At 38.3% G+C, this 4,777-nt stretch carries 5 protein-coding genes; 2 read left to right on the top strand and 3 right to left on the bottom strand.

Annotated elements, in window-relative coordinates; translation table 11 throughout:
* Positions 1–48: 48 nt before the first annotated feature.
* Together AC06OU_RS01335 and AC06OU_RS01330 are read right to left on the bottom strand one after the other, a co-directional pair.
* Complete coding sequence (locus tag AC06OU_RS01335) at positions 49–219, bottom strand: hypothetical protein (RefSeq protein WP_475853523.1); 171 nt, start codon at positions 217–219, stop codon at positions 49–51.
* Between the two features lie 71 nt (positions 220–290).
* On the bottom strand, positions 291–1,442 hold the full coding sequence (locus tag AC06OU_RS01330; protein ID WP_475853522.1) for a 3-phenylpropionate MFS transporter: 1,152 nt from the start codon (positions 1,440–1,442) through the stop codon (positions 291–293).
* A gap of 169 nt (positions 1,443–1,611) precedes the next feature.
* Between AC06OU_RS01330 and AC06OU_RS01325 the strand changes: the two genes are divergently transcribed.
* Positions 1,612–2,505, top strand: coding sequence for a M15 family metallopeptidase (locus AC06OU_RS01325; protein ID WP_475853521.1), 894 nt, complete (start codon positions 1,612–1,614; stop codon positions 2,503–2,505).
* 77 nt (positions 2,506–2,582) lie between these two features.
* Here the strand turns inward: AC06OU_RS01325 and cls are convergent, their stop codons facing one another.
* Complete coding sequence (gene cls / locus AC06OU_RS01320; RefSeq protein WP_475853520.1) at positions 2,583–4,037, bottom strand: cardiolipin synthase; 1,455 nt, start codon at positions 4,035–4,037, stop codon at positions 2,583–2,585.
* A 188-nt stretch (positions 4,038–4,225) separates the two neighbouring features.
* Between cls and AC06OU_RS01315 the strand changes: the two genes are divergently transcribed.
* Positions 4,226–4,777 (top strand): ABC transporter ATP-binding protein (locus AC06OU_RS01315; RefSeq protein WP_475853519.1); only part of this gene is annotated, 552 nt, incomplete at its 3' end.

Below are 4,777 nucleotides of genomic sequence, written 5' to 3'. Positions count from 1 at the left end.
AACCTGTGGATAAATTGATGTCTAGTTCCACCGCCTTGCCCCTCGGGGTCAAATGGATAAAAGCTCCGGTGGCTGGAGAACTGCCTCCTCGCTTTTCCCCATTTGCCTGTCGGGGCAGGAATAGGCGGTTGGGCTTTTCTTGATGTCTAGCTCCATCGCCTTGCCCCACGGGGTCAAATGGATAAAAGCTCCGGTGGCTGGAGAACTGCCTTCTCGCATTTTTCCATTTGCCTGTCGGGGCAGACATAGGCGGTTACGCTTTTCTTGTTTTGTTTAACGTTTTTTAAGACTTAATAGCTAAACTTTTTTCTAGACAGAACAATGATTATAATAGCTGGAATCGTGCAAAATGCCATTCCTAAAAAGGCTAGTTTTGGTTCTATGTCATATAAATAACCACCAGCTAGCGTGAGGACTGCACTGCTTAAACTCATGGATAGAGCAGCATAAATTCCTTGGGCAGCAGGTATGAGCCTTTTGTCTAGTGTTCTAGATATATATTGAATAAAGGCATAATGTGCAACTCCAAAAGAAACAGAATGTAGTGCCTGAGTGAGGATAAACATCCAAACCGATGGAAATAGATAGATTCCAATCCAACGAATGGTGGCCCCGATCCCGGCTAAGAGAAACATCCAAGATACTTTCTTACTTGAAAATAACTTGTCAGCAATAAGAAAGAATACAATTTCAAATATAACAGCAACATTTAAAATGATTCCGATATAAAGGCTGTTGACTCCGATATCCTGAAGATAAATAAATCCATAATTATTATATGATGCGTGAGACCCCTGTATAAGTACTGTTAACGTTAAAATAATGATAAATTGCTTAGATGTAAAAAGTTCTTTCCATTTAACAGAGTTTTCTTTTGTTGTTCTCAAGGGTATTTCACTCAAAGAGGCCGGCATTGGTCTAGAGTAGGTCAACATGATAATTGCAAGTGCAGCTAACATCGTCCAGAGTATTGCTTGCTCGTCCCATATAGCAGTTACTCCTCCTATAAACAACAGGGCTACCATGAAGCCGACTGATCCAAACGAACGGCTTTTTCCATAGTGAACTTTATCCTTTTGCATAAGAATGGATGCACTACTCTCCATAGCAGGTAATAAGTTAGGATAGATTAAACTAAACAAAACGGTAATAGTTAATAAAGAATAAAAAGAATTAAAGGGTATGTATAAAACAAGTGCTGCAAAAGAAAGTAACGCGAGCAAGCGAAGCACCTTCTGCATACTATACTTACTAGTAGCTCGTGGGAATAAGGCAAACGTGGAAAAAGCTCTTGCAAGCATTCCGGCACCCATAATAACACTAGCAGAGGTGACACTAAGGCCTTTAGCATTGGTTAAATAACCGGTCCAATAGGGCATAAACACTCCCCATGTGAAGAAGAACGTGAAAAAATTAATGGATAACCATTTTTGAGACTTCATAGAATGACCTCTTTACTTTCGACTTATTAAAGCTAAGTAAATGAGTTAACTAGCTGTAATAACTGTCTAGATTTAATTTTTGGTACGATTTTATTTCTGCATAAGTTACAATTTTGAAACGAGTTTAATAACATTATAAAGCATTTTAATTTGATTAGGGATAAGTTCTATGAAAAATGTTAAACTAGTAATATCGCTAATTGGAAAGAAGGAAGAGCAAGGGATGCAATCAAGATTTAGTTTAATGAAGGCAAAAAAGAAAAGAAAGTGGCCAAAAATAGTAGCTAGTATTATTTTGGGTTTAATAGTTGTAAGTGCCGTGGGATGGATTGGTATAAATGATTGGAATATAGATAAAAGTTTAAAGGCGTTAGGTATTACAGTTCAGGAAGAAAAACCTGAGGTTGAACTAGAGAAACCAACGCAAGTAATAGAGGAAGCAAAAGATCCAGTAAAAGAGGAGCCTCCAATTGTAGAGGAGCCTATAGAAGAAGTAGATCGTTCAGGGGCAAAAGGCTATGAAGGCAATGAAACTTTACCTGCCGAGCCTACCTATGTAGATGGAATTTTAATAGCAAGCAAGCAATATCCCCTACCTGCCACTTATGCGCCTGGGGAAAGTAAAGAAGCAAGACAAGCTTTCGAAGCAATGGCAGCTGAAGCAAGGCTTTCCGGTTACGAATTAGTAGCATTTAGTACATACCGTTCTTTTGACTATCAACAGCAGCTATATAATAGATATGTGAGCAATGATGGAGTGGAAGCTGCAGATCGATATAGCGCTCGCCCTGGGTACTCTGAGCATCAAACCGGGCTTGCCTTCGATATTGGAGAATTACACTTTGAGCAGCACTTCGCAAGAGAGAGCTTTGGAGAGACGCCAGCTGGTCAATGGGTAGCTTCTAACGCCCATAAATATGGATTTATTATGCGTTTTCCGAATGGAAAAGAAAAAATTACAGGGTATATGTATGAGCCTTGGCATTTTAGATTTGTAGGATTGGACCATGCAGCTAAAATATATGAAGCAAATACAACATTAGAAGAATATTTAGGTATATAAGAAAAAGATCCCATCATTCGTGGGATCTTTTTCTTGTACTAAGACAATGGCTTAGTGTCTTTTTATCAATCATAGTCTTATAAAATTGGAGATATCAGTCGAGCAAGTGATTCCTTAAACTTAATCATAGTCGATCGCTTTTCATAAAGTTCCCAAGTAAGTTCTGTAGAAAGCTTCATGTCCTCTTCAAATAACTCCGCTAATTGATGGGAAGTTTCATTGTCATAAATAAATGCGTTTACCTCGAAATTTAACTTGAAGCTTCGAACGTCTATATTTGCAGTACCCACAGTAGAAGCTTCATCATCAATAACAATCATTTTCGTATGTAGGAATCCATTTTCATAAATGAATACTTTTGCCCCGGCTTTGATAAGCTCTCCAACATATGAATAGGTCGCCCAGTATACAAATAAATGGTCAGGCTTGTTAGGTATCATAATTCTTACGTCTATGCCTGAAAGACAAGCTACACGGAGAGTATCCATAAAGCTAGCATCTGGTATGAAATAGGGAGACTGAATATAAATGTATTTCTTAGCCATCATGATTAATTTTAAATAACCATTTTTAATTTGCTCCCACTCAGAATCAGGTCCACTCGAAACAATCTGTAGTCCAACAGAACCCTTCAATGGGATAGCTGGGAAAAAACGATCGGAATATTCGATATCGTGTTCTGCAGAAGCTTGGTTCCAATCGAGTATAAAACGAGTTTGGAGCGGATGAACGGAGCTTCCTTCAATTCTAAGGTGCGTATCTCTCCAATACCCGAATTTCTTTTTCTTACCTAAGTATTCATCACCGACATTGAATCCTCCTATGTAACCAATTCGTCCATCAATGACTACTATTTTGCGATGGTTTCGGTAATTCATCCGTGGGTTGATCAATGGAAGAATGGATGGAAAGAATGCTTCCACGCGTCCGCCTAGCTTAATGAGCTCATGAAAGTGTCGCTTTCGTAAAGAGCGAGAGCCTGTATCGTCATACAGTATGCGAACCTTTACTCCTTGTTTAGCTTTTGCTAGTAGAACCTTATAAATCTCTTGTCCTAAATTATCTAAACGGAAAATATAATATTGAATGTGTATATGATCCTTTGCGTTTTCTAGATCGAACAAGAGGGCATCAAACTTTTCACGCCCGTCTGTAAAGATATCTACTTTGTTATCCTGCGTTAAAACGGCATGGTTATTATTGAGATGCATAATAATCAACTCTTTGTAATGACTAGCGTCATCTAATCTAAAATCAAAGGATTCATCTTCAATAGCTTCCATTTGAAACTCAATTAATTTATCAATACCTATTTTACTTTTCCCTTCCCAGCGAAAAAGGGTTTTGCGTCGCAATCTTCTTCCAAACAGTAAATAAATACCGAAACCTAGGATCGGGATGAAGAATAGAACTAAAATCCATGCCCAGGTGGAGGACGCATCTCTTCTCTCTAAAAATATTAAGGCGATTGCCAAAGAAATATTTAAAATTAGTATGCCCGTACCAACAAAACCGTATATACTTGCAGCCAAAATTACACCCCCAACCCTTTTATGTCTGTCTTTTCTAGTATAGCCGATTTAGTTAAAAGAAAGAAGAATTGTAACATATTGAGTAAACCTATAAGCATAAGTAATTAGCAAAATGAAATGTACATATAAGGTGTTTGAATAGTCTGATATAATCAAGGTGGGAATTTAGACTTAAGGAGATGGGAAAAATGCTTCAAGCAAAAAATCTTCAGAAGAAGTTTAAAGCAAAAGAAGTAGTGAAAAAGATAAATTTGGAGCTTGGTGCAGGAGAATCAATTGGACTCTTAGGTCCGAATGGAGCAGGAAAATCAACTACTATATCCATGCTTTCATCATTAATGAAACCTACAAGTGGAACAATTCTTTGGAATGGGACCTCCATTGAGGAGAATCCTCAAATGCTTCGTAAGAATTTAGGGGTAGTACCTCAAGAAATAGCCTTGTACCCAGAGCTTACAGCAAAAGAGAACCTAGAGTTTTTTGGACGAATTTATGGACTGAAAGGAAAAGATTTAGAAGCACGGGTGGAGGATGTGCTTGAAAAGATTGGTTTAAGTGATCGGAGAAAGGACAGAGTAAAAACCTTTTCCGGTGGGATGAAGCGTAGACTTAACATTGGAGCGGCTTTACTGCATAAGCCTTCCTTTCTCATTATGGATGAGCCTACTGTAGGAATAGATCCTCAGTCTCGTGCTTACATATTAGAGGCCGTAAAGCAGCTTGTAGAGGAAGGTATGACG

The sequence above is a fragment of the Psychrobacillus sp. genome, from assembly GCF_056205495.1.
This window is presented reverse-complemented; position numbering and strand designations above follow the sequence as displayed.

What these genes read in the sequence shown, in the direction of transcription:
- AC06OU_RS01335 (WP_475853523.1), bottom strand. Translation starts at nt 219, where the DNA reads ATGCGAGAAGGCAGTTCTCCAGCCACCGGAGCTTTTATCCATTTGACC.
- AC06OU_RS01330 (WP_475853522.1), bottom strand. Translation starts at nt 1,442, where the DNA reads ATGAAGTCTCAAAAATGGTTATCCATTAATTTTTTCACGTTCTTCTTC.
- AC06OU_RS01325 (WP_475853521.1), top strand. Translation starts at nt 1,612, where the DNA reads ATGAAAAATGTTAAACTAGTAATATCGCTAATTGGAAAGAAGGAAGAG.